The organism is Acidobacteriota bacterium, assembly GCA_022562055.1.
Taxonomy (GTDB): Bacteria; Actinomycetota; Acidimicrobiia; order Spongiisociales; family UBA5794; genus BMS3BBIN02.
In genome coordinates, this window is the sequence record JADFQA010000001.1 from 15,366 (window position 1) to 37,135 (window position 21,770).

21 protein-coding genes are annotated in these 21,770 nt (G+C 59.0%); 11 read left to right on the forward strand and 10 right to left on the reverse strand.

Going from position 1 to position 21,770, the window contains the following annotated elements; translation table 11 throughout:
- Nucleotides 1-48 precede the first annotated feature (48 nt).
- Nucleotides 49-1,281: a DUF3179 domain-containing protein gene (locus IIC71_00090; protein MCH7667591.1), complete on the reverse strand. Its 1,233-nt coding sequence runs from the start codon at nucleotides 1,279-1,281 to the stop codon at nucleotides 49-51.
- Nucleotides 1,282-1,370: 89 nt separating this feature from the next.
- On the opposite strand from IIC71_00090, the gene IIC71_00095 reads away from it, so the two are divergent.
- Nucleotides 1,371-2,279 (forward strand): 1-acyl-sn-glycerol-3-phosphate acyltransferase, encoded by a 909-nt coding sequence (locus tag IIC71_00095; protein MCH7667592.1) that lies wholly within the window; start codon nucleotides 1,371-1,373, stop codon nucleotides 2,277-2,279.
- 198 nt (nucleotides 2,280-2,477) lie between these two features.
- Here IIC71_00095 and IIC71_00100 read toward each other — a convergent pair whose 3' ends face one another.
- From IIC71_00100 to IIC71_00115, 4 genes are all read right to left on the reverse strand, one after another.
- On the reverse strand, nucleotides 2,478-2,732 hold the full coding sequence (locus tag IIC71_00100; GenBank protein MCH7667593.1) for an RNA-binding protein: 255 nt from the start codon (nucleotides 2,730-2,732) through the stop codon (nucleotides 2,478-2,480).
- A 230-nt stretch (nucleotides 2,733-2,962) separates the two neighbouring features.
- The gene (locus IIC71_00105; protein MCH7667594.1) at nucleotides 2,963-3,415 is read right to left on the reverse strand and encodes a hypothetical protein; all 453 of its coding nucleotides are present in this window, start codon (nucleotides 3,413-3,415) and stop codon (nucleotides 2,963-2,965) included.
- Nucleotides 3,415-3,915, reverse strand: coding sequence for a hypothetical protein (locus tag IIC71_00110; GenBank protein ID MCH7667595.1), 501 nt, complete (start codon nucleotides 3,913-3,915; stop codon nucleotides 3,415-3,417). Before IIC71_00110 ends, IIC71_00105 begins: the two co-directional genes overlap by 1 nt.
- Nucleotides 3,912-4,262 carry a response regulator gene (locus IIC71_00115; protein MCH7667596.1) on the reverse strand — a complete coding sequence of 117 codons (351 nt, stop codon included), beginning with the start codon at nucleotides 4,260-4,262 and terminating at the stop codon, nucleotides 3,912-3,914. The genes IIC71_00110 and IIC71_00115 overlap by 4 nt, the downstream gene beginning before the upstream one ends.
- Nucleotides 4,263-4,278: 16 nt before the next feature.
- Here IIC71_00115 and IIC71_00120 point away from each other — a divergent pair, with 16 nt between their 5' ends.
- From IIC71_00120 to hutH, 5 genes are all read left to right on the forward strand, one after another.
- Nucleotides 4,279-5,466, forward strand: a complete 1,188-nt coding sequence (locus IIC71_00120; GenBank protein ID MCH7667597.1) for a thiolase family protein — start codon at nucleotides 4,279-4,281, stop codon at nucleotides 5,464-5,466.
- 128 nt (nucleotides 5,467-5,594) lie between these two features.
- Entirely contained in the window at nucleotides 5,595-6,659 is a 1,065-nt protein-coding gene (locus tag IIC71_00125; GenBank protein MCH7667598.1) for an IS630 family transposase, read from the forward strand.
- Nucleotides 6,660-6,682: 23 nt separating this feature from the next.
- Nucleotides 6,683-7,495, forward strand: a complete 813-nt coding sequence (locus tag IIC71_00130) for a cytochrome P450 (GenBank protein MCH7667599.1) — start codon at nucleotides 6,683-6,685, stop codon at nucleotides 7,493-7,495.
- A gap of 102 nt (nucleotides 7,496-7,597) precedes the next feature.
- Nucleotides 7,598-8,800, forward strand: coding sequence for a cation:proton antiporter (locus IIC71_00135; protein ID MCH7667600.1), 1,203 nt, complete (start codon nucleotides 7,598-7,600; stop codon nucleotides 8,798-8,800).
- Complete coding sequence (hutH, locus tag IIC71_00140; protein ID MCH7667601.1) at nucleotides 8,797-10,347, forward strand: histidine ammonia-lyase; 1,551 nt, start codon at nucleotides 8,797-8,799, stop codon at nucleotides 10,345-10,347. The genes IIC71_00135 and hutH overlap by 4 nt, the downstream gene beginning before the upstream one ends.
- Before the next feature lie 25 nt (nucleotides 10,348-10,372).
- On the opposite strand, the gene IIC71_00145 is transcribed toward hutH, so the two are convergent.
- The gene (locus tag IIC71_00145) at nucleotides 10,373-12,055 is read right to left on the reverse strand and encodes a urocanate hydratase (protein ID MCH7667602.1); all 1,683 of its coding nucleotides are present in this window, start codon (nucleotides 12,053-12,055) and stop codon (nucleotides 10,373-10,375) included.
- Nucleotides 12,056-12,247: 192 nt separating this feature from the next.
- Here IIC71_00145 and IIC71_00150 point away from each other — a divergent pair, with 192 nt between their 5' ends.
- Nucleotides 12,248-13,615 carry a formimidoylglutamate deiminase gene (locus IIC71_00150; protein ID MCH7667603.1) on the forward strand — a complete coding sequence of 456 codons (1,368 nt, stop codon included), beginning with the start codon at nucleotides 12,248-12,250 and terminating at the stop codon, nucleotides 13,613-13,615.
- On the opposite strand, the gene hutI is transcribed toward IIC71_00150, so the two are convergent.
- Both hutI and IIC71_00160 read right to left on the reverse strand, forming a co-directional pair.
- Nucleotides 13,594-14,889 carry an imidazolonepropionase gene (gene hutI, locus IIC71_00155; GenBank protein ID MCH7667604.1) on the reverse strand — a complete coding sequence of 432 codons (1,296 nt, stop codon included), beginning with the start codon at nucleotides 14,887-14,889 and terminating at the stop codon, nucleotides 13,594-13,596. The genes IIC71_00150 and hutI overlap by 22 nt on opposite strands.
- 75 nt (nucleotides 14,890-14,964) lie before the next feature.
- Nucleotides 14,965-15,150, reverse strand: a complete 186-nt coding sequence (locus tag IIC71_00160; protein MCH7667605.1) for a Flp family type IVb pilin — start codon at nucleotides 15,148-15,150, stop codon at nucleotides 14,965-14,967.
- 111 nt (nucleotides 15,151-15,261) lie between these two features.
- Here IIC71_00160 and IIC71_00165 point away from each other — a divergent pair, with 111 nt between their 5' ends.
- The gene (locus IIC71_00165; GenBank protein ID MCH7667606.1) at nucleotides 15,262-16,020 is read left to right on the forward strand and encodes a DivIVA domain-containing protein; all 759 of its coding nucleotides are present in this window, start codon (nucleotides 15,262-15,264) and stop codon (nucleotides 16,018-16,020) included.
- Between the two features lie 24 nt (nucleotides 16,021-16,044).
- Here the strand turns inward: IIC71_00165 and IIC71_00170 are convergent, their stop codons facing one another.
- Entirely contained in the window at nucleotides 16,045-17,004 is a 960-nt protein-coding gene (locus tag IIC71_00170) for a patatin-like phospholipase family protein (protein MCH7667607.1), read from the reverse strand.
- 99 nt (nucleotides 17,005-17,103) lie between these two features.
- Here IIC71_00170 and IIC71_00175 point away from each other — a divergent pair, with 99 nt between their 5' ends.
- Complete coding sequence (locus tag IIC71_00175; protein MCH7667608.1) at nucleotides 17,104-17,970, forward strand: GNAT family N-acetyltransferase; 867 nt, start codon at nucleotides 17,104-17,106, stop codon at nucleotides 17,968-17,970.
- A gap of 309 nt (nucleotides 17,971-18,279) precedes the next feature.
- On the opposite strand, the gene IIC71_00180 is transcribed toward IIC71_00175, so the two are convergent.
- Complete coding sequence (locus tag IIC71_00180) at nucleotides 18,280-19,137, reverse strand: aminoglycoside phosphotransferase family protein (GenBank protein MCH7667609.1); 858 nt, start codon at nucleotides 19,135-19,137, stop codon at nucleotides 18,280-18,282.
- 115 nt (nucleotides 19,138-19,252) lie between these two features.
- Here IIC71_00180 and thrS point away from each other — a divergent pair, with 115 nt between their 5' ends.
- A complete protein-coding gene (gene thrS, locus IIC71_00185) occupies nucleotides 19,253-21,184 on the forward strand; it encodes a threonine--tRNA ligase (protein MCH7667610.1) in 1,932 nt (643 codons plus the stop codon).
- Between the two features lie 80 nt (nucleotides 21,185-21,264).
- Nucleotides 21,265-21,759: a hypothetical protein gene (locus IIC71_00190; protein MCH7667611.1), complete on the forward strand. Its 495-nt coding sequence runs from the start codon at nucleotides 21,265-21,267 to the stop codon at nucleotides 21,757-21,759.
- Nucleotides 21,760-21,770: the final 11 nt, after the last annotated feature.

Genomic DNA, 21,770 nt, shown 5'->3' on the forward strand with positions numbered 1-21,770 from the left:
GACACGCGGGACGCGGTTCCCGATTCTGGGGGTCACCGACCTGGTGCGTCACGACCGGGGCCGTGAGAAGACCTCTGCATCCGGGAATGCACCAACGTACGCAAACCAGAACGTACTGCGCGACGGCAGCGGTATGAGTGTGGTCCCGACCAAAGGACCCGACAGGGCTCGACCGAACACGTTCCATGTAGAACCGGTCTGATCGTCGACAAAATCGGATCCGCTTCCGCTGAAAGTCAATTCCGTACCGTCTTCGAGGACCGCAGAGAACACAGCTCCCGTGGTGCCATCACCAGTAGTGAAGAGCACGGTCGCGACACCACCCACGATGTCCGAGGTTGCAGCAAGCCCGAGGAACTCGATGGGGTACGCCCGGGCGACACCTCCCAACTCGACACCGATCACAAGAGTTGCCGGTGTGAGGCGGGGATCCTGCCCCGCCTCACCGACAGGGAAGATGAAAAAGCCGTTATCGATGTTCTCTGCGTACCCGACGAATGGGTCACGCGTGTATCTCTCGGGGACCGGCCCGACATCGCGGGTCATAATCAGGGTGTCGGGGTACTCGAGCGCCCACTCTGACCACGTCGTAGTGACTGAAGGCAGCGAGGTCAGACGACTCCCGGTTAAGGTCCCGACGATTGATTCGCCAGCGACCTGCCACCAATAGCTGCCCGTCTCTCTATCGACCATAACGAGGTCCGATTCGTAGAGCGCGCTGGTGTTGGAGAACGTCAAGGTGTTCCCGTCGACCCTGCGATCGTATACGACTCCGCTGAAGCACAGGGGGCAGTAGCTGATGAGGATGGGTACCCCGTTGAACTCATCGTTGACGATTTCATGAAAGTTGAGAATCTTGATCGGGTACGCATACGCCTGTTTTTCGGTTACGAACCCGATGACGAGGTCGTCATCGGCCAGCCAATCGCCAGCAGTGACATCGCCGTACGGAGGGTTATCTATAGGCCTGATGGCGTCAAAGAGTCGTCGACGGACTTCGAGAGTCGACCGTGAGAGCTGTACCGAACCGCCGTCGAAGGTGTCGAAGTAGACGTCTTCGAGCGGCACGGAGTGGAGCGATTGGTCGACGTCGGGGATGCCCGGCTTCACGTCGAGTATCGCGGGTGAAACCTCTGACGCGTCCGGTGGTTCGTTGTCGGGCAGGACCGGCGTTGTCGGGGCAACGGTAGGCACCGAAGTTGTCGGTGGCGCGGTTGATGCGGCACACGCGCCAACGGTCAGGGCGAATGCGGCAAGAGATGCGTTTCGTCGGAGATTCACGTCGTTATCAACCGGGACTCGGAGGAAATGTTTCCGCGCGAAAGCGCGACGGCAGGAACACAATCAATTCCGTGGACGTTGTTTGTCGCGTGCAACCTACCGATTCCTCCGACCTTGGCGGAACATCCGCCAGATACCCGTTGCCGGGTGGCCGCGTCGCGGTGGCAACGAGTAGAGAACTTCCCCGCGCCGCGTGGGTTGCGTCCCGGCTCCTCGGTGCGTCCGCGTATCGTCTGATTGCGGCGGGTCGCCGACCAGACTGCGCTGTATTGCATCGTAGGGAGAAGGCGTGGGCTCGCAAGGCGGTATCAGGTCTGGGAATCGACCTGTCCATTCGAGGACTCGAGCACATCGATCCTGACGAACGCTATGTGATCGTTTCGCTACATGAGGGGTTCGTTGACGCAGTGGCTCTGATGCACCTACCGCTCAATCTGTCTTGGATGGTGCGTGACGAGCTCAAGGAGTGGCGAACGCTTGGCCGCTATCTCGATGCCACGGACCAAGTGGTCATCCAGCCCGAGAACGTCAACTCGCGTGACATGCTTGGCGCAACGGTGGATACGTTCGCCCGCGGCGACAATCTGGTTGTATTTCCGCAGGGGTCTATCTTGGGAATCGAGGTTGCGTTCTGTCGCGGCGCTGGGTGGCTTGCCGAGAAGACAGGACGTCCCATCTTGCCGATAGTTCTGACGGGAAGTCACCGCGTCTGGGAATATCCGTTTTCGCGTCTCGTGAGGTTTGGCCAATCGATCGAAATGGAAGTCCTCAAGCCGATCCGCCCGGAAGATGCTGAAGATGCGATGGATAGCGTGCAACAAGAAATGAAGCAGATCGCCTTGTCCAGGCAGCGGGTTCCGCCGCGGCGCTACGTACCGGCGCGTGATGGCTTTTGGGACGGGTACCGCTTTGACATCGACCCGTCGTTCCCGGAGGTGGCAGCGGAGGTCGCGGCACACCGGGCGATCGGCAGCGCGTCGGACTCGCGAACTCGGTAGTCACTCCGCAGTTCTATCAGGTGCGGTCGTTGGGAGATCCCTCCATGCAGTGCGAAGACGCATTGAGCACGGACGAAAAGAGGACCCTCACCGGTAGGCGAGGGTCCTCTTTCGACATTGTTGACACAGAATCGACTGAACGCCCGGTTTGTGTTTTTCCGGTGAAGTGTTCTGCGTCCGTTTAACGGAAGCCCTAGCTCAGCGGGCGCGTTCCTTGGCAATGTTCACGGTGAGATCGCGGCCGTCAATGTTCGTCCCGTTAAGTCCGTTGATAGCTGCGGTTGCCTCGTCGGACGAACCCATTTCGACAAAACCAAAACCACGGGACCGACCGGTGTCGCGGTCAGAAATGACCTGGGCCTTACGAACCTCGCCGTACTCACTGAAGAGTCGTTCGAGATCGTCTGAGTTCGTGCTGAACGTGAGATTTCCCACGTAGAGATTGCTGGACATGTATGCTCCTTCTGAGCGTCGAACCGTCGAGGCATGACACCCCGCCCGAACTGCAGTCGGGGGTTGGTAACAAAGCACCTACGAGAACCAGCAAATCGTGCGTTAGCTCCGCCGGACGGAACGAGGGAAGGAGCAGACGTTGTGCGCATCAGGCGCACCCTGTACTCGGAGTGTAGCGTTACATCGAGGGACCGCAGCGGATTTTGTATCCAGCGGCTCAACCCTGACGATCAGTGAAAAACCAGCGTGCCCTTTGGGTATCCGGCGACGGCAACGGACATAGCTCGGCCGCCGGCGTTTGTCTTGCGATGCGGACGGACGGGAAGGAGCCCTTCCACGGTCTTCATCTCCACGCTGCCTTCGCCGACCTTGAGAAGCGTAGACAGGATATTGCAGATTTCTGCGTAGTTCTCCACGAGCGTGTCAGACAGCATTCCGGTCGAGACCGCCCCCTCTGCAGTCTCGGGAGGGATTCCAGTCATAGCCGCACCGAGGCTTGCGATAGCCGCGAGGTCAGCGACGATGGAAACGCAAACGGTCTTGTCTGGACCGATGTAGTCCACGGAGATGGTCGCCGTTCCGCCTTCCATGGACAAGGTTGGCAGCACCTTGACGTCGATGCCGTAGAGGTTCGCCAGCATTTCCGCGAGCGCATCGGCGTCGGGGAGCGTCGCCGCCGGCATTAGACCACCAGCTCTGCTGTCGTTCGTGAGCCGCGAACTACGAGCAACTCAACCTCAACGTCGTCGATCTTTACGGGCACCGCAACAGAATGCGATCCGCGCGGCGTGACGATCCGACGCTCGACGACGACGGGAAGCCCGAGCGTGGCGTGCGGATCCCACTCTTGGATGCCTTGCTCAAGAATTCCGCCGACGATGTTGATAGTTTCGCCCATTGCGTCAGAAATCATTTCGCTCGACAGGTTCGCCGGATCTTCGTACAGCCCTTCCCCCGCCAAGTTTGCGCAACCGTCACGCGTTGAGGAGAGGGCGAGATGGATGCTTTCGTCGTTGCACTTGAGATGAACCAACGCCGCCCACGCATGACCGTTGTCCAGCGTTGGCGGCCGGGGATCACTGGCTGTGACAACTCCGCTTGCAAGCAGGCCAACCGCTGTCTGTTCGAGTGCCGCAACGGCTTGGGTGGCCCACTCTTGCGGGGTGTGTGGCTGTGTGTTCATGAGAAGATCGGAGCCAGCGCGGCGCGAAACGTGTCTGGAGTGAATGGCTTGGTCAACATAACTTTTGCTCCAGCTCCCTGGGCGGCTTCGATCATTTCGGCCCTTGACCGAGAGCTCACAACGCCGATCGGGATGCCCATGTCTTCGGAGTTCATAGCCTCCCTGAGTTCGAGGCCGGACGTTTCGGGCATGTTCCAGTCGGTGAGGACCAGGTCAATCTCTTCGTTGCGTAGGATTTCGAGTGCGGTGATTCCGCTGTCGGCTTCTAGGACGTTGTTGCCTTCGAATCCAGCCTGCCTGAGGTCGGTCGGGAGGGTGCGATCAAAGTTGAAGTACTGTGCCCTCAGAACAAGAGGAGATCACATGCAAACCGCCGTCATCGTTTCAAGCAAACGCACCGCGCTGGGGAAGTCGTACCGTGGTTCGTTCAACATGACACGGCCAGATGATCTCGCCGCCCATGCCATCCGAGCCGCCCTAGATGCGGTCCCAGAAATCGAGGACACCGACATAGAAGACGTGATCATCGGTTGTGGGCTTCCCGAGGGCCCCGCCGGTCACAACGTTGGGCGCATTGCGACGTTGCGCGCCGGCTTACCGTCGAGCGTGCCCGGAGTAACCGTGAACCGCTTCTGCTCGTCGGGTTTGCAGGCTATTGCAATGGCGGCGCAGCGCATCCAGTCGGGCGAGATCGACATAGCCATCGGCGGCGGCACGGAGTCGATCTCTTTGGTCCAAAACGACAACCTGAGGGTTGCCGACCTCCAAAACCGACCACTTCTTGAGATATGGCCCGCTGCATACATGAGCATGGGGGAGACCGCCGAGGTCGTCGCCCGACGTTATGGAATTAGTAGAGAGTCTCAAGACACATATGCCTCGATGTCGCAAGCCAGAGTGGCGGACGGGCAAGAGAAGGGTTACTTCGACGAATGCATAACGCCGATGACGGTCACTCGAACGGTCAAGCTTGAGGACGGTTCGTACGGCACCCAGGATGGCTACGTTGTGGATCGTGATGAATGTAACCGTCCGGGTACGACGGTCGAAGGTCTCAACGGCCTCAAACCGGTGTTCGCCGAAGACGGGTCGGTAACGGCCGGCAACTCTTCACAGTTCTCGGATGCGGCCTCCGCAACGGTTGTCATGTCGGGATCACGCGCCTCAGAACTCGGTATCGACGTGCTCGGAACGTTCCGCGGATTTCAGGTCGCCGGGGTCGACCCCGACGAAATGGGGATCGGCCCGGTGTTTGCAGTCCCCAAGCTCTTGGCGAAAGCGGGCCTAACGCTCGACGACATCGATATCGTCGAGCTCAATGAAGCGTTTGCTTCACAGGTGCTGTATTGCCAACGCACCCTCGGCATCTCTGACGACAAACTCAACCCTCTCGGCGGATCCATCTCGATAGGCCACCCATACGGGATGACGGGGTCACGCATGGTCGGGCAGTTGCTCCGCCACCTCAAACGTACCGGCGGCCGGTATGGGATCGTCACGATGTGCGTTGGGGGCGGGATGGGGGCGGCAGGACTTTTCGAAGTCGCTTAGCGTCCACCCAATCGATCGGTAGCGGGGTATGAATCGATGTCGAGGCACACTAGTGGTTCGTCGTTGAAATAGTAACTACGCGTATGATGTGGCATGGTTTACATCATGAAGGTGACTGTTGAGGAACGGTGCGAGTTGGAACGACTTGCCGTTCTGAGGCGGAGCCGTATCGGAAGGTGGATCAGGCCCGTGCGCTGCTGATGTTGGCGGACGGGGTGTCGATTCGGGCAACGGCCCGCGAGTTGGGGACTTGGCCCAAAACGGTGATGCGTTGGCGCGACAAGTTCAAAGATGGTGGTGTTGAGTCTGTGGGTACGATCGCCCATGGCCGGGGCCGCAAGTCGTGGCTGGCAGAGGGTACGGTGGCAGAGGTGGTGCGGGTCACTCAACGCGAGTTGCCTTGTGACGGTTCAACGCATTGGTCGACACGTACCTTGGCGAAGCGGTTCGGGATTGGCAAGGACACGGTGGCGAGGATCTGGCGGGACCACAATCTCAAGCCGTGGAAGGTTGAGACGTTCAAGATCTCGAACGATCCGCGTTTCGAGGAGAAACTTGTTGATGTTGTAGGTCTGTACATGAACCCGCCGGAGCGTGCAGTGGTGTTCAGCTTTGACGAGAAAACCCAGTACCAGGCATTGGATCGGACCCAGCCGAGTCTGCCTATGACGACGGGCCGGGCCGGGACGATGACCCATGACTACAAACGCAACGGCACCACTGACCTGTTTGCAGCAATGAACGTTGCTACTGGTGAAGTCATCTACGACACCAAGGCGCGCCACAGCGCCAAAGAGGTGTTGGCGTTCTTCAAGTTCATCGACGCTCAGGTGCCGCGTGATCTCGACATTCATGTCGTGCTGGACAATCTGTCAGCACACAAGGCGTCGCTCGTGGCCGACTGGCTTGCCCGCCCCAGGCAGACACGGTGGCATCTGCATTTCACGCCAACATCGTCATCATGGCTCAACCTTGTCGAGTGCTGGTTCAGCCTGCTCACGACATGGCGGCTCAAACGTGGTGTGCTCACCAGCGTTGACGCCCTCACCGAAGCGATCGGACTCTGGACACAACACTGGAACAACAACCCCCAGCCGTTCATCTGGAAGAAAACCGCCGACGACATCATCACCAAAGTCAAAAGAGGAAGAGCCACACTCACCGCGGTCACCAATTCCGCGACGGACCACTAGCACCGCTCGTCGAAAAGGGGTCGATGAACCTGTTGAGCGAGTTCGCGCAGCCGTACTTGATCGGTCTCATTGCGTCGCTACTCGGTGTACCGGCGAGCGATGGGCCACAGCTCGTTGCCTGGTCGCACGCGATGGTCAAGATGTACGAACTCACGAACTCTGAGCGCCAAGCACGCGCAGCATCAGAAGCCGCGGCACACTTCGACGCCTACATCACCTTACTGGTGCGAGACAGAGTTCGAAATCCTCAGCAAGACCTTCTGTCCGCTCTGGCGCATACGGAGACGGAAGGCGAAAAACTGACAGAACGGGAACTCGTATCCACCTGCATTGTGTTGCTCAACGCGGGACATGAAGCAACTGTGAACACATTGGGGAACGGCATCGTGGCGCTGATGAAGCACCGTGGAGAATGGGAAAAGGTGGTGTCGGGTGCGGTCCCGCCGAACGTCGCGGTCGAGGAGATGTTGCGTTGGGACTCGCCGTTGCAGCTCTTCGAGCGGTGGGTATTGGAGGACGGAGTCGAGGTAGCAAGCGCGACTCTGAACAGGGGAGACAAGGTCGGGTTCCTTTTCGGTTCGGCGAATCGCGATCCGCGGCAGTTTGAGGCTCCGGACAAATTCATTGTGGATCGTGGAGACACGCGACACGTCGGCTTTGGTGCGGGAATCCATCAATGCCTCGGAGCACCGCTCGCCCGTCTTGAGCTTGAGATCGGGCTGGAGGCGGTCGTGGGGCACTTTCCCGACATGGAACTTGCGGAACAACCACGGCGGCATCAGACATTTGTGTTGCGAGGTTACGAAGGGGTGACATTACGTAGCAACGGTCCGTGATAGATGGTGTCACGGGAATCACCCCATACGGGTAGTGTTGGGCAAAGCCTCGCTGATCCACCCATCGACCACTGACCTGCCATCTCTCAAAAGGCCCTCTGAGTGCAAGCTTCAGGCTCACAAACCCTAATTCTCATCGCCGCGGCAGCCTTTGTGATCCCGCTGATCGGGGCACGTGTACGTCTCCCAGCGGTGGTTCTCGAAATGTCATTTGGGTTACTCATCGGACCGGTGCTGCAGATTGTCGGCGAGGAACCCGAACTTATCCAGCAACTCGGAGAGATCGGCTTCTTGCTGCTGATGTTTCTCTCTGGATTCGAGATCGATCTTGGGGCCATCGAACGTCAGGGCCCGCGGTTGGTGTTTTGGGCCGTCGGTGTCTTTGTGGTGACTCTCGTGACTGCGTTCATTGTCGGAAGAACTCTTGGATTCGATGATCCGATATTCGCCATGCTGTTACTTGCCCCAACGTCAGTGGGGATCGTTGTGCCGACCCTTCGAGAAACCGGTCACGGTCCGTCGAAACTAGGGCAAGCGATTCTGCTCGCGGCATTGGTGGCCGACCTGTTCACTCTCATCGGCCTCACGACCTGGGCGTTGATTCGCCAGCAGGGCGCGGGTGTCGAGCTGCTGTTTATCCCGGCGTTTTTCACCATCGCCGCGATTTCTCTACTCATCCTCAAGCGAGCAGCGTGGTGGTACCCCGAGAAGTTTGAACGCCTATTTGGCGACCATGATCCTGCCGAGATGGGGATTCGGGCATCCCTCGCGTTCATGCTCGTTTTTGTCGGTCTGGCGGGTGCGTTTGGGATTGAAGCGATTCTCGGCGCATTCCTCGCTGGAGCCGTGTTCGCAATGGTCTTTCGCGAGAGGGGAGCGTTAGATAACAAGCTTTTCGGGTTCTCCTACGGGTTCCTCATCCCCATCTTCTTCATCAACGTTGGGATAGAATTTGATCTTGACGCGATGAGCGAGCCAGGCGTTTGGGGAAATACACTCAAGCTGGTTGGTGCGTCGCTTGCTGTAAAGATGGCGGCTTCGACGATTTTGTTCTTTCGCGGCTTCACCGTTCGTGAAGTGCTTTCTACAGGGTTTCTCCTGTGGCCAAAAATTAGCTTGCTGATCGCTATTGAGGAAGTGGGCCGAGAGCTCGGAATCATTGACCCCGGCGAATCCGCGGGAATCATTTTGCTGGCAGCCCTTTCCGCCGCGATCTCCCCGATTCTGTTCAGGGCGGTTGCGCCCAAAGTCAGAGACGGCGAGACTCCTTCGGCGTCTCCACCGCGAGATCGGTATACGACATGATCCAACCCGCACCACGCCCCACCGTCCTCCTCACCAGTGCCGGAACAACGTCTGGCGACGTGTTGGCGGTGGCGAGAGGCAACGCAACCGTCGAGCTGACGGACGACGCTGTTAAGGCGATCAAGCAATCTCGCGAGCGGGTTGAAGCAATGGTCGATGGTGGTGAACCGGTGTACGGCATTTCTACAGGATTTGGCGCTCTTGCTCACACGCTCATACCCGAAGATCAGCGCGGTGCTCTGCAGCGATCCCTGATCCTTTCGCACTCTGCTGGAATGGGAAAGCCTGTTGAGCGTGAGGTAGTCAGGGCGATGATGTTTCTGCGTGCTCGCACGTTGGCCCGTGGATACTCCGGAGTAAGTCTCAAAGTTGTCGAGCAGATCGTCGTGTTGCTCAACAACGACATCCATCCTGTGGTCCCCGAGTATGGCTCGCTCGGAGCATCTGGTGATCTGGCCCCGCTAGCGCACGCGGCCGCGGTTCTGATTGGAGAGGGACTGGTTCACACCGAAAACGGCACTGAGACAGGTGCCGCTGCGCTCGCAAGAATCGGCCGCAAGCCCGTCGTACTCGGCGTCAAAGACGGCCTTGCTCTGATTAACGGGACCGACGGCATTCTTGGCATGCTCGTGATGGCAATTGCCGATACCGAGAACCTTCTGAAAACTGCAGAGATCGCCGCGGCGATGACGGTTGAAGCCATTCTCGGCACGACCCGCCCATTTGCTCCCGAGCTACAGCGTTTGAGGCCTCAAGTGGGGCAAGCTGATTCAGCAGCGAATCTGCTGACAATTCTTGCGGGATCACCCATCGTGAAATCGCACCGATACAACGACCCACGGGTGCAAGACGCCTATTCGGTGAGATGTGCCCCGCAGGTCATTGGTGCGGCCCGCGACACGCTCGCCTTTGTCAGATCCACGGCGGAGTACGAGATGGCATCTGCCATTGACAACCCAGTGGTGCTTACAGATGGCACCATCGAATCGTGCGGAAATTTCCACGCTGCGCCACTTGCATATGCCTGTGATTTCCTGGCGATTGTGCTCACCGACGTTTCGGCGATCGGGGAGCGGCGAATCGATCGGATGCTCGACGTTGCCAGATCTGAGGGGTTACCCGCGTTTTTAGCCTCCAACGCCGGCGTCAACTCTGGACTCATGATCGCCCACTACACAGCAGCCGCGATCGTCGCGACCAACAGGAGGCTTGCGGTTCCTGCCTCCACGGACACCCTGCCGACCTCCGCCAGCCAAGAGGATCATGTGTCGATGGGATGGGGCGCCGCCCGTAAGTTGCGACTTGTCATTGACAATGTTGCACGCGTCATAGCTGTGGAACTAATCGCGGCAAGTCATGCCATCGACTTCCGCAAACCACTCGAACCAGCGTCGGCGACCAGGGCTGTCGTTGAACTCATCCGCATGGTCGTCCCTCCGGCTGGCGACGACCGCTTCCTCGCCCCCGAACTCGAGGCTGTGGAAAAGTTGGTTTCGTCTGGCGAGATTGTCGCTGCTGCGGAGTCGGTGACCGGTCCGCTTCTATGACGGACCTACCAATTCTCGCAGCGGGTTAGCGATCGAGGTCGATTCCCGCGAGGTTCAGCCCCTTTGCCCGCGCCGTGTCCTTGGCGATTTGGTAACCGGCGTCGGCGTGACGCATGACCCCGGTTGCGGGGTCGTTCCACAGCACGCGTTCGAGCCGGGAGGCAGCAGCGTCCGTGCCGTCGGCGACGATGACCTGGCCAGAGTGCATTGAATATCCCATGCCAACTCCGCCGCCGTGGTGGAACGACACCCACGTCGCCCCGCTGGCCGTATTCAACAGAGCGTTGAGTAGCGGCCAGTCCGCAACAGCGTCTGAGCCGTCAAGCATTGACTCTGTCTCGCGGTTCGGGCTGGCGACGGATCCGGCATCGAGATGGTCTCTGCCGATGACGATCGGCGCGGCAAGCTCTCCAGAGCGGACCATATCGTTGAAAGCAAGACCAAGTCTGTGCCGGTCACCGAGTCCCACCCAGCAGATGCGTGCGGGAAGTCCTTGCACCGGGATACGCTCGTGCGCCATGTCTAACCAATTGTGGAGGTGCGGATCGTCGGGTATGAGTTCTTTCACCTTGGCGTCGGTCCGCGCGATGTCGCGCGGATCGCCCGAAAGCGCTACCCAACGAAAGGGTCCGATGCCACGGCAGAACAACGGGCGGATGATCGCGGGCACAAAACCAGGAAAATCGAAAGCATTTTCGACTCCGGCGTTGAATGCTTCTTGGCGGATGTTGTTGCCATAGTCAATTGTTGGTACACCTTCGTGGTGCCACTCAAGCATGGCTCGGACGTGTACCGCGATCGAGTTGCGGGCGTCGTGGATGACCTTCTCGGGGTTGGCAATTGTCTCTTCGCGCCAATCCGCCAGCGACCACCCTATTGGGAGGTAGCCGCGTAATGGGTCGTGAGCTGACGTCTGATCGGTGACGATGTCCGGTGAAACGCCTTGGTCCCTGAGTTGCGGCAAGATCTCGGCAGCGTTGCCAACAAGAGCGACAGATGTTGGACTCGCGGATTTACAAGCGTCGCTGATCCAGCGCAGCGCCTCGGCAACGTTCGCGGTCGCCTTGTCGATGTACTGAGCGCGCAGCCTTACGTCGATGCGATTCTCGTCACATTCGATAACGAGCATCGAGAAGCCGGCCATCGTGGCCGCAAGCGGCTGGGCGCCGCCCATGCCGCCAAGACCAGCCGTTAATATCCACTTGCCCGATGGATCCCCCGAGAAGTGCTGGCGAGCGAGTTCCATGAAGGTCTCATAGGTGCCCTGGATGATGCCTTGGGAGCCAATGTAAATCCAGCTTCCAGCTGTCATTTGCCCGTACATCATGAGCCCCGCTCGGTCGAGTTCGTTGAAGTGTTCCCACGTTGCCCAATGGGGGACAAGATTCGAGTTCGCAATCAGCACCCGTGGCGCATCGACGTGAGTCCTGAAAACACCTACAGGTTTTCCGGATTGCACGAGCAAGGTCTCGTCGTCCTCAAGCTCTCTAAGCGCTTCAAGAATCGCGTCGAAGTCTTGCCAGGTCCGGGCTGCACGGCCGATCCCACCGTACACAACCAAGTCTTCTGGACGTTCGGCAACTGCCGGGTCAAGATTGTTCTGGAGCATGCGGAACGGCGCCTCGGTCAGCCAACTCTTACAGGTGAGTTGAGTGCCGGTAGGGGCAAATACCACACGCTCCGGGTCGTGTCTGTTATCAGAACTCATAGTGCGTTGCTAGTCGGGTCAATCATTGCGCAGGCCTCGATCATGGTGCGGTGGTTGTCATGGCGTCTCAGGCGTCATCGTCGGCACCAGTATTGTGAGCCAGTCAGCGGCGTGCAACCGAACAACCAGCGGCGTGCAACCGAACAACCAGCGGCGTGCAACCGAATCTGAGAGGAAGATGACGTGTCAAATGTGGAGGAGAGGGAGCCCGCAGATGTAGCTTCGAGCGCTGCACAGGTCCACACGTTGTGGGTTGAAGCGGCGTGGTTGGGGTCTCTCGTCGAAAACGTCCGATTCAAGATTCAAGGTGATCGAATCGTCGAGATCCAACGCGGTGTTTTGCGTACCGGCGGCGAACTCCAGCTCAGGGGGCTGGCGATACCGGGGCTGATAAACGCCCATTCTCATGCATTCCACAGGCTGCTGCGCGCCACATCGAACGTTGGCCAGAGTTCGTTCTGGGATTGGCAGCGAGAAATGTACCGCGTCGCGGCGAAACTTACGCCCGACAACTACCGTCAGCTTGCGACCGCGGTGTTTACCGAGATGGTGCTGGCCGGGATCACCACGGTTGGGGAGTTCCACTACATCCATCACCAGCCAGATGGGACACCGTATGTGGACAGCAACGCCATGGGGTCGGCCATTGTCGCCGCCGCTGGCGACGTCGGGATCCGCTTGACGCTGATCGACGCGTGTTACCTGAGGGGTTGGTTTGACAAGGAGGTGTCGGGCGCACAGCGGCGCTTTAGCGATGGTTCGGTCGACAAGTGGCTGACTCGTGTTGACCGTCTGCAAGACGGCGCCTTGATCCGCCACGCGGTTGGCGCACACAGCGTCCGGTCGGTAGCACCTGGCGACATCGCGCGTATTGTGAACTATGCCAGAGATCGTGCAATGCCGATCCACGCACATGTGTCCGAGCAGCCCGTAGAGAACGAGGCTTGCCTGGAACACACGGGTCTGACACCGATTGGGGTTTTCGACCAAGCTGGGGCGCTAGCTGCGCGGTTCACCGCGGTGCATGCGACCCACGCAAGCCCGCAGGACATAACGTTGCTGGGTCAAGCGGGAGCGATCGTGTGCTTTTGCCCGACGACGGAGCGCGACCTTGCGGACGGCATCGGACCATCTGGCATGCTGACGGACGCCGGTGCAACCCTTGCTCTTGGATCGGACAGCCATGCGGTTATCGATTTATTCATCGAGATGCGCCTCGTGGAACTCCACCAACGCCTTGCGAGTTCAAGGCGCGGCACACACCAGGGCGCGCACTTGATCGACATGGGGACTGTTCACGGTGCGAAGAGCCTCGGTTGGGACGACGCCGGATCGCTCACGGTGGGAGGCCTTGCCGACATAACCATCGTTTCTCGCGATACGGTCCGGACCGTTGCGAGCCGCTCAGGTGCGCTCGAGATGCTGGTGTTTTCCGCCACAGCCGCGGACGTCACCGACACCATCGTCGGCGGGAGGAGAGTCGTCGACGAGGGCCGGCACCACCGTTACGGAGACGGAGTACAAACATTGCTCCAAGCTCAGCTCTTGTTTGCGGAGTAGACCAGCCGTCCATCCTTCACGACGTGGCGCGTGTGCGACGAACCGAACCGATGTATCACCATCTCGTGGTTCGGCACGTCCCATACGACGAGATCGGCGCGTCTCCCGATAGCGATCGTGCCTCTATCGTCACCGAGGCCGAGTGCGTGTGCGGCGTTTGCGGTTGCCATCGACCAGACCTGCGAATATGAGAGTCTGAACAATCGCATTGCGAGCTGCATCACGAGTTGCATCGACAAACAAGGGGATGAGCCTGGGTTGTAATCAGTCGAGAGCGCCAGGGCAACACCGCCGTCGAGCATGGCGTGGACCCGTTCTGCGAGCCCGGCTTTTGTCGGCGCCGTCGCCTTCCCGCCCTCTACTCCAGGGAGAACTTCTAACGAGTGCAGGGCGACCGTTGGCAGCACGACACCGACTGTGCCCGCTCTAGCCAACGCGTCGATCCCTGCATCTGATATGCGGTCAAGATGGTCGGCGGACACGGCGCCAAGTTCGGCTGCCAGAGCCGAAGCACCGATATTCCCCGTCTGGTCGGCGTGGAGGCGAATCTTGAAGCCGTGCTCGATTGCAGCCAGTCCTATCTCTCGCGTTTCGGCGACGGTGAAACCAGCGGGATCACAGAACACGTCGCACCAGTCGGCGAGTTGTCTGGCCTGCGCCAGGGTATCAATCACACTGCGCACATATGTATCGCGTGGTGTGTTAACCGGGGCAACATGAGCTCCGAGATAGGTGCGCTCGATGGATATCGGGTGGTTCAGCTCTCCGAGTAGACGCAGAATACGCAGTTCCTCGTCTGGGCTTGAGCCGTAGCCACTTTTCGCTTCGACGGTGGTGGTACCAAGCGACAGCATGTCATCGAGATCGGCTAGTGCCCTCGTTCGAAGAGTTTCGAGACTGGCGCGCTGCGTCATTTCGATCGTGTATTCGACGCCACTCTGAAGCCTGTCTACGGTCGCATCGTTGTTCCCTGTGACGATCGCCTCGTACTCCGTGTGCCGCGAACCACCATGGATAAGATGTGTGTGCGGATCGATTAGACCTGTCGACACAACGCTGTTGGATGCGTCGACGAATATCGTCGGATCAAAGTGCGCAGCGATTTCTTTGGTCGGTCCGATAGCGATGACACGACCATCAGCCACCGCCACCGAAGTATCCAGCATGACAGCAAGTTCGCTGAGAGTGCCGCCGCACAGCGGGGCGCTGCGTGTCGGAGCTGAAATGACTTCCGCAGCACCGACCAGGACAAGGTCGCAGGGCGTGGCTGGCATGAAGGTCCCGTCGGTCGGAGAAGCGTCAGACTAGTAATTCGACCAGTGATCGGTACTCCGTCAGACGAAGCACTTTCAGGGCCGCCACACTCCGGGGTCGTTGAGTGGCTCGAAGTTCGCCGAAGTCTCGCTCCCGACGAATGTGATCGCCGCGATGGCCACAATGGCGATAAGCCCCATGAGAAGGGCGTACTCGATCAGACTCGCGCCCCGCTCGTTCCTCATTGTAAGTAACTGCAAACGAACTACCAGCCTGATCATGGTGTGCCTCCTGGTCCCTCCCTAGTGACCTTTCGATCGGACCGACTTCTTGGGTGTGTTCAGAACAATGTATCGGACGCCCTGTCGTTCGGCAATAGGTCGCTAGTCCCAATGAAAAAATGGTTCGATAAGCAACGGTTGACTACTCACAGTGGCGTCATGTATGCTAAGAGTGAGATCGGGAAGTGTTTGAGAGGTGCGAACGTGTCCGAAGTCACCGCAAAATCGTTGAAAAATCAGTCCTTCGAGCTGGTGCGCCGCGGTTTCGATCCGGCGGCGGTGACTGAATTTCTGGCGTTGGCGGCCAAAGAGTTCACGGCCCAGAAACGGCAAATTACCGAGCTCAAAAAGGTTAGCGGCAGGATTGACCAGATGCAGGCCAAGGAGGATGCACTGCGCACTGCGGTGCTCGCCGCCGGCAAGGCTCGTGATGGCGTTCTCGCCGCAGCCGAAGAGCAGGCTGGTCGCATCGTCGGAGATGCTAGGAAATCCGCCTTCAGAATGCTTAACGAGGCACGCACGAGTTCGGATGACCTACTCCGGCAAACACGCGCGGAAAAGGACGATCTTGCGTTACAGGTGGACCAACTTCGCAGCGTTGTACGCCAAACCATGTCCTTGCTCAAGGGCATGGCGGCGGGAGCGCTTGGCGATCTGACACAAGCAGAACGGATGCTCGAAGCAGCACATGAAACGCCCGCTGTGGAAGACGAGATCGCCGTCGATATTGTTGACGCCGAAAAGGAACCCGCTCCGTCCGCCGATGAGCTTGTCGATCAGATGACCAAAATGATGGATGGCTCATCGGATGCAACCACGCTCCCGGATGCGGTCGACAAGCTGCTGGCCTTGCTTCGTAGCGTCGGTTAGCAGAACCGGGCGAGGTGCCAGGGACTACGAGGTTGGTTGTGCCACCAGGTGTCGGCTAAGAATCGACCAGACTTCCGGTCGGGCTAGTTCCCTGTCCATGGCGTTCAGTGTTGTAAGAAACGCCGGAACCGCGTTCTTGACCGCCATCGGGTTGGGGCGGGTGACGTTCATCACGTCATCGTCGGGGCGCAGGATCAAGACATCGGTGGCCGGCCACGTCTGGTGGATCTTGTCCAGTTCCGCGTCGAGTGCCGCTCTTCCCACCCGATCGAACATCGACTCGTAAAAACGAGCGCCCCGGCGCTTATGGGGAGAGGCCAGGGGTGCAATGACTATGACAAGGTCGAGCGGCTCAGGGTGTGCGAGGAGCAGATCCGCGCTGGTCCCGGACGCAACACCGCCGTCTGCGTACCACCGCGTTCCGATCTTGACGGGGTCAAAGATCAGTGGGACGGCACTCGATGCCGCAACCGCGTCTTTGATCGAGACTTTTGGTTGGGCTGTCGTCCCGAAGGGCGCTCGCTCGTGGCGCTCAAGGTCGTACGCGACTATGACTGTCGGCATCTCGGGCCACCCGTCGGCGGCGTCACCTATCGAGTCTTCGACCCATTCGACAAGCCCGTCAGTGCGATACAGCCCTGGGCTTCCGAGTACGGCGGAGAGGTTGGGCCTGCGTCGTAACGCCGGGAGCAGGCCAGAGCTCACCCATCGGCCAAAACCCTTGGGACGAGTTCGTTGGTAGACTTTTGATCGCAGCCGCTCCGTCATCGCGTCCTGGGTGCGGGAGTCCCCAACAAACGTGGATATGTCGAGCTGCCCGTGGCGGATCATGGCGGCAACGAAGGCGCCGCAGGACGTGCCTACGATCACGTCGGCGGTTTTTGGGTCCCATCCCGTTGCCATCTCCAACGCAAGCAGCGTACCGAAATGGAACGAAGCGCCGGTGACACCACCGCCGCCGAGTACAAGACCTACTGAAACCATCCGATAAGCCTAAGCGGATGTCGTTGTGTTGGAGTCGATTCTCATTACAACAAGGCCGGCTCTCTTGATTCGGTTGCGGATCCGCGTACTATTCGCAGGATGTCTCTTGTGTTCACCAGAGTTGAATTCCCCAGCGGCCGCAGAGTGATGGAGTTCCTCGCCGCCCAGCAGTCGGTCGTCTCACGGCCGGTGTTGTCGGAGTACAAGGCGGTCCGGGTTGGCTCCCAAGCGGTCCGCGAATGGGTCGCGACCGACAGTGAGGATTTGGTTGCGTACCTGCAGATCGTTGAACACGGCCCCAGAAGTTACGCAATCGAAGTGGTGTGCCAAGACGACAGGTACGTCGTTGTTCCACAACTCCTCAGCGCAGCCACCGCTGACCTGGATGGGTCGGTGCAGGTGTGGGCGCGGACCGCTCCAATGATGGCAGCGGTCGAGAATTCGGGAGGCGTGTTAGAGCGAACGCTCCTCGAAATGCAGACCAAACTGCCGATTCCAACATCGGTCTTGATGCCAACTGGCTTCTCAATTCGGCCGTTCGACACGTCGCGACACTCGGAGGCGCTTCGGAGGGTCAACAATCGTGCGTTCGAGGGGCATCGCGAAGCCGGTGGTCTCACCGCAAAAGCGCTTCAAAAGATGTTTTCGCTTCCGTGGTTTCGTGAGGGAGATGTGATTGTGGCATGGATGAACGAAAAGCTTGCCGGGTTCTGTTGGACGAAATGCGAGAACGCCGGCGTCGGAGAGATCTACATTGTCTGTGTCGATCCAGGATTCGCCTCCCGTGGACTTGGAAGAGCCTTGGTCGTCTCCGGGTTTGCTCATTTGCATGACACGTACGGTGTGTCCATCGGGAGCCTATGGACCGATGCCGGAAACCGGGCGGCGGTTGAGCTATACAAATCTCTTGGTCTCGTTACCTCGTCCGAGAATCACGCTTACGGTTTGGAGCTGGTAGCGACCTGAGGAGACATCGGTTTCAAAACGACGTCAGCCGAAGCGCTGCCCGCAGGTGTTGCAGGAAATGTCGGTCTCACCTGTCGTTGCTCGGCACCATGGGCAAGGGAGGTCGGTTGATGGCCGACCGGGACCAACAGGTCCAGCGCGGTTAGCTGGACCACGAATGACCCGAGGTCGGCGTGTCACAGCTGCGATCCCGCTTGCTACAAACGCACCTGCAATGAGAGTCTCTACCACGCTGGCGTTCCCTTTCTATCTTGTTAGAACACTAGGCGAAACGAGGCTGTTTTTGAGTATTTCCCAAGCAGCGCCGGACTAGGCCGCAGTAGCGCCGATAACCGCCCGTTGAAGTTCTGCCACGAGATTCTCATATGCAGCGGGTACCGCGTGCTGCATAGACTCGGCCTCAAACACGAGAGCCATTCCGGCGTGGTAGACGATCCACCGGTCCAGGGCAGGATCGCGCATCGTGGTCCCATACCCTTCCATAAATGCTGCGGCGGCTACCGGTCCGGGGCTTGACCCGATCCGCCACGCAGCCTTGGAAATGTCCCACTCCGGTGGTGCGAGCGTCGCCCATTGCCAGTTGATCAGGGTCACCGAACCGTCGTCGTCAACAAGGAAATTCTCCGGTGAGGGGTCGGTGTGCGAAGCCCGCGGTTCGCTCGCCACCGGCGGCGGGACCGCGGCTGCGGCACTCAACAGCTCGGTCGACAAGCCGGTCTTCCTTCGATACCGTTCAAGTCGGCGAAATGTAGAGCGGAAATCCACCTCGACCCATTCCTGGTCGATGCCGCGGGACAAGTTGGATAGATTGGCCGGTGTAGTGTCGTGGATCGTGCGCATGATTTCGCCGGCCTTACGCGCCAGACCGGGGTTCTCGGGGAGGGTTGCAAGATTCCACTTGCCGGCATCTTCAAGGATGGCCCAGTGAGTGTCCTCCTCAATGCCGCGTGTCAACACGCGGGCAACACCTGCGCAGCACGCAAGCGCCTCGAGAGCGTGCGCCTCGCGGCGGTCCCGCGCCGGGGTGCCATAGACCTTAAGAATCCGTGAGCCTGACTCGTCGAAAACTCTGTACACCTGGTTTCTTCCGGGACGGTGCTCGCCGAGTGTCAACCTTTGATATCTTGCCCCGTTTGCCACGATTTCCGCGACTTTGTCTGCATCCACCCACGTGTCCTATCGTTACCCAACTTCATTGTCGCACATGGTGCAACCAAGCGGCGCGATCGCATCCCACAAATGCGCATTATCGTACGGCCGCGACACACAAAGGAAGATGCTTGTGCCCGTTCTATTGACCTACCCAGATGGCTCCGCCCACGAGTTTGCTGACGGCACAACGGGGCACGACGTAGCAGCCACCATCGGATCCCGTCTCGCGAAGGCAGCCCTTGCGGTGAAGATTGACGACGTTGCCTACGATCTGCACCGCGTCATCGAATCAGACGGCGCGTTCGAGGTGATCACCGCCGAGTCCGAGGATGGCCGCTTCATTCTCAGACATTCAAGCGCCCACGTGCTAGCTCAGGCGGTTCTCGACCTCCACGATGGTGCAACGTTTGCGATCGGACCTCCGATCACCGACGGGTTCTACTACGACTTCAACATCGGTCGATCGTTCACACCGGAGGATCTCGATGCGCTCGAATCCAGAATGGATGAGATCATCGGGGAGAATCAGCCGTTTGAGCGCGATGTGCTGTCCATTGCGGACGCACTTCACATGTTCAAGGATCATCAATACAAAGTTGAGATCATCGAAGGGGTTGATGAAGCCCAGGGTGCCGGCGACGATCACGTTTCAATCTATCGGAACCTTTCGTTTGTGGATCTGTGTCGCGGCCCCCATGTGCCGACGACCGGGTACATAAAGGCCAAGAAGTTACTTCGATCCGCCGGTGCGTATTGGCGCGGCGACGAAAAGCGTGACCAACTTCAACGTATTTACGGGACCGCGTGGGAGTCTACGAAGGAACTGGAGGCTTACCTCCATCGTGTCGAAGAGGCGAAACGTCGCGACCACCGCAAGCTAGGGGCGGAACTCGATCTCTTTTCCTTTCCGGCAAGGCTGGGGCCGGGTCTCGCGGTGTGGCATCCAAAGGGCGCTGTAATCCGCAAGGAGATTGAAGACTATTCACGTCGTACCCACCTGGCAGGGGGGTACGACATGGTTTTCACGCCGCATGTGGCGAAGGCGGAACTGTGGGAGACGTCGGGACATTTGGAGTTCTACGCCGATGGTATGTACCCACCTATGCATTTGGACGGAGAGACTGAGTACCGCCTCAAACCGATGAACTGCCCCTTCCACATCATGATCTACGATTCGAAAGGCAGGAGCTATCGCGATCTTCCCATGCGTCTTTTCGAACTTGGCACGGTGTATAGGTACGAGCGTTCTGGGGTAGTGCACGGACTGCTTCGTGCTCGTGGATTTACCCAAGACGACAGCCACATCTTTTGCACTGAAGATCAACTCGACGGTGAGCTTGCGTCCCTGCTGGCGTTTGTGCTTTCGGTCCTTCGCGACTTCGGCTTTGAGGATTTCGAGGCCGATCTGTCGACACTCCCTGAGAAATGGGTCGGTGAGGCAGACCTTTGGAAAAAGGCTGAGGAGTCGCTCGGCGACGCACTTCGCACGGCGAATCTCGATTTTACGATGGCTGACGGCGAAGGGGCGTTCTACGGTCCCAAGATCGATATCCATATCCGAGACGCCATCGGTCGACGTTGGCAGTTGTCCACTATCCAGCTTGATTTCGCGCAGCCGATCAATTTCGATCTTGGTTATACCTCTGCCCAGAACACGCGAACGCGCCCGGTCATGATCCATCGGGCGTTGTTCGGTTCGATCGAGCGATTCATTGCGATACTCATCGAGCACTATGCCGGCGCCTTGCCTGGCTGGTTGTCGCCGGTGCAGGCCACCATCATTCCTGTGGCAGATCGCCACGACGATTACGCGAATGAGGTTGCGGGCACACTGCGGGCTGCCGGGTTGCGAGTCGAAGTGGATGTTGCCAGCGACACCGTCGGAGAGAAGATCAGACGGGCGGTTACCCAAAAACATCCCGCAGTAATCGTGGTCGGCGACTACGATGTCGACAACGGCACAACCGGTCTGCGTCTTCGCGGTGCTGACCGCGAGGAACGCGGCGTACCGGTCGTCGATGTCGTTACCGCGGTTAGCGAACTGTGTGCGGCGCCAAGGTAGTTCGGTGTCGATTCCATCACCGACAGTGAACTCGCTCGGGGTATTAGTGTTTGCACTACGAGAGAGTGAGAACGCGGCACATGACGAGTAGGAGAGGAATCGAGATCGACCCGGCAATAGCCGAGGCTGCTGAAATTCCAGACGATCTCAACGCAAACGTCGACGCCGTCTACAGGGTTCCGAACACCGACCGACGTAAATGGGCGGGCGCTGTGTACCTGGTGGCTGCCGGTGTTGTGGCCATCACCATTTCGCAAGGGTTGCCAGACGGTATGTGGTTGATCGCCGGGCTGTTTATTCTCATTGGAGTCCATCACATATCTTCGGGTTGGGACCTCAAGGTCCGTGAAGGTGAGGCTCTTGAAGTCGCCAACAAAGTTGTCGGTTTCGGTGTCGGCCATGCGTCCGCGCAGCTCACATTCCGCGGCCTGCGCTCGCGACCTATCTGGAACGTTCTGGTGTTCTCAGCCGACGAACCTCCGACCATGCGAGCCTTGGTTCGGATCGATGCACTCACCGCCGAGGTGATCGAAGACTATTCAGAGCCGGTCCCCGAAGGCGAGCTAACCGACTAGGTCGGTAGCGG